Source organism: Brachyspira pilosicoli (assembly GCF_019402445.1).
Classification (GTDB): Bacteria; Spirochaetota; Brachyspiria; order Brachyspirales; family Brachyspiraceae; genus Brachyspira; species Brachyspira pilosicoli_B.
Genome location: NZ_SRZM01000027.1, coordinates 1 through 3182 on the forward strand (window position 1 = coordinate 1; position 3182 = coordinate 3182).

Below are 3182 nucleotides of genomic sequence, written 5' to 3' on the forward strand. Positions count from 1 at the left end.
TTGCAACTTTTTGCGGCGGGAAAAAGTTGATAAATTTCAAAATATAATCATTTTAGTTATAACTAAATAAAACCTCTTTCTTTTTATTGCTATTTCATTGACTTTTAATTTATTTATATTAGACTAAAATATATTAAAAACTTAAAAGTGATTAATTTATGATTAAAAATATTTTTGCCGTTTTAATTTGTATGCTTTTGTTTTCTTGCAATAATGTTAATGCTTTAAATAATAATTTATCTTCTAGCAATCCTAAATTATATTTTGATTCTAAAAGAGCTTACGATTATGTGAAGGCTCAAACAGATTTAGGACCTCGTATTTATGGAAGTGAAGCACATAAAAAGGTTAGAGAATATTTTAAAAAAGAAATTTCTAATATGGGTTATGAAGTGTTTAGTCATAAATTTCAAGCTCCATATATAAAAGGAAGAGAAGGCGAGAACATATATGCATTTTTAAATGGTAAGACTGATAATTATATTGTAATAGCTAGCCATTATGACAGCAGAAGCGTTGCAGAAAAAGACCCTATATCCAAAAACAGAAATAAACCAATAGACGGTGCTAATGACGGGGCAAGCAGTTCTGGGGTTTTGCTTGAGCTTATGAATGCTTTGAAAAATTATGAGCTTGATTATAGTATATGTTTTGTATTGTTTGACCTTGAAGATGACGGCAATTTATTTGATGTTGTAGGCACTTCACCTATTGAAACCGATTGGATACAGGGAAGCATTGCTTTTGTAAATGACAATGTAGTAGATAAAAATAAAATTAAGTTCGGCATACTTCTTGATATGGTTGGAAGCAGTGAGGCTTTATTTAAATACGAAAACTTTGCTTATACTTATTATTCTGATATTTATAAAAATGTATGGTCTAATGCTAGATATTTAGGTTATGAAAAGTTTTTTGTTAATGACTTTTATGGCGGCATAATAGATGACCATACTCCTTTTATTTTTAACAGCATACCTTTTATAGATGTTATAGATATGGGCTATAAATATCATCATACTCAAAATGATACAATAGACAAAATAGATATTAATACTTTGGAAGTAGTTGGAAAAACTATAGAGTTTACAATAGTAAATACTGCGAAATAATTAAAAAAATATTATTTATTCTATATAAAATAATTAAAAATATCTTTAAAAGTTTATTATTATTGTTATAATATTTTATATTTTTAGATTATTTATTATACAACAATTTAGAAGGAAATATATGGTCAATTTTTTTAAGAGTCAATCTACAGAGGCAAGAAGGGATTTAATACTTCATGGCTCTATAACAAACACATTAATAATGCTTTCTATCCCTACATTGATGATGACTTTGGTACAATCAATGATACCTCTAATGGACGGACTTTTTCTTAATAATGTTACTAATACTATTATAGCAAGCAGTGTAAACTTTGCAGAACCTATAATTATGATGATGACAGCATTATCTCAAGGTTTGGGTGTTGCTGCTATGGCTATAGTGGGTCAATATAATGGATTAGGCGACTTTAAAAATGCCAAAAGAATATCTACACAAATAGTAGTTACAGGTGTCTTATTTGGTATTGCTATGGGACCTACACTATATTTGGTAAGTATACTCGTTTCTATGAATTTACATTCAGGCATTAAGGAAAATGTATATCAATATTTATCATTATACAGCTTTGTTATGCCTATGACTTTTTTGGCTGCTTTATATAATGGTATAAAAAATGCTAATGGTAAGCCTGAAGCTACTTTTATAAGAAGTGTTATATTGCTTTTATTAAAGATAGTTTTCAATTTCGTATATGTTTATTTCTTGCATTTAGAGGTAGTAGGAAGTGTATTAGCATCTTTTTCTACTTATGCAATAGTTACAGCTTGGATGTATTATGATTTATTTATTAAAGAAGGTGATGATAGATTATCTTTAAAAGAGTTTAAATTTGATTCAAGCATTTTAAAAGAACTTATGATAATAGGTGTTCCTTCGATGCTTACCACATTTTTAAGCAATTTAGGGTTCTTCCTAATAAATAGTGAAGTTGAAAAATATGGTGCTACAGTGTTAAACGGTCAAGGCATAGCTAACAACATTACAGCAGTATGTTTTAATTTGCCTGCAGCATTTGGTTCTGCGGTAACTACAATGGTTAGTATGAATATAGGAGCTAAATATGCAGATAAGGCAAAAAAATCATGCTATACAGGAATGCTATTAAGTGCTATTACTGCAATTGTTCTTATAGCAGTCGTAGTGCCTTTAACACCGCATATGACTATACTTTTTACAAGAAACCCAGAGGATTTATATGTTGCTAATGGGGCTTTGCCTATATTTGCTTTAGGAGTTTTAGGGTTTGGTATAACGATGGTGGCACAAGGAGCTTTAATTGGGCTTGGACGTACGCGGGTGCCTCTCATAATTAGTATACTTAGGATATGGTTCTTGAGGTTTATATTTATAATAGTTACTACTAAATATTTATCATATTGGTCAGTATTTTGGGGTAATTTATTCTCAAACACTATGGCGGGTATTATAGCATTTATCATTATAACCAGAATTCCTTGGGTATCTGTTATTAATATGCAGACACAGAATATATTTATGCTTAGGGCGAAATTATTTGTTGATGGGCTTGGGGCAAGGTTCTTTCCTAAAAATATTGGAAAAAGAAAAGATTATACATTAAAACTAAAAAATAAAATTAAAAATATTACAGACCCTATTAAATTATCAAAGTTTGAAAAAAGAGAAGAAGAAAGATTAAAAAGAATGGAAGAGCGTGAAGAGAGAATAAGAGAGAGGGAAGAGAAGAGGGCAAGAGATGTTGCTGAGTGGAAAAGACAGATTGAAGAGATAAAGCAAAATAGAGAGAAAATGAATGAAGAACGCAGAAAATATAATGAAGAGAGAAAAAAAGAAAAAGAAGCTAAAAGACAGCAAATATCAGAAAATGTGAGATTAAGAAGAGAGGCAAGGCATAAGCTTAGAGAAGAGAGAAAAATTGAAAAAGAAAAACAAATTGAAGAGAGAAAAAATTTGAGAAATAATAAAAATGAAGAACTATAATACATTAATTTTACTTATAGCAGGACAGTCAAAAAGATTTGGCGGAAAAGTTAAAAAGCAGTTTATTAAAGTTGATAATAAGCCTATATTTATACATACTCTAATCA

General features: G+C 29.3%; 2 protein-coding genes and 1 pseudogene. All 3 read left to right on the forward strand.

Features of this window, described 5'->3' with window-relative positions:
• Positions 1-158 precede the first annotated feature (158 nt).
• Positions 159-1112: a M28 family peptidase gene (locus E6A48_RS01100; protein WP_219708162.1), complete on the forward strand. Its 954-nt coding sequence runs from the start codon at positions 159-161 to the stop codon at positions 1110-1112.
• Positions 1113-1233: 121 nt separating this feature from the next.
• A complete protein-coding gene (locus tag E6A48_RS01105) occupies positions 1234-3075 on the forward strand; it encodes an MATE family efflux transporter (RefSeq protein ID WP_219708163.1) in 1842 nt (613 codons plus the stop codon).
• Positions 3062-3182, forward strand: a pseudogene (locus tag E6A48_RS12035) (2-C-methyl-D-erythritol 4-phosphate cytidylyltransferase); the annotation flags it as partial. The gene E6A48_RS01105 and the pseudogene E6A48_RS12035, both read left to right, overlap by 14 nt.

Excerpts from the sequence above, each read along its gene's own strand:
- E6A48_RS01105 (WP_219708163.1), top strand. The coding sequence starts at position 1,234 with ATGGTCAATTTTTTTAAGAGTCAATCTACAGAGGCAAGAAGGGATTTA.
- E6A48_RS01100 (WP_219708162.1), top strand. The coding sequence starts at position 159 with ATGATTAAAAATATTTTTGCCGTTTTAATTTGTATGCTTTTGTTTTCT.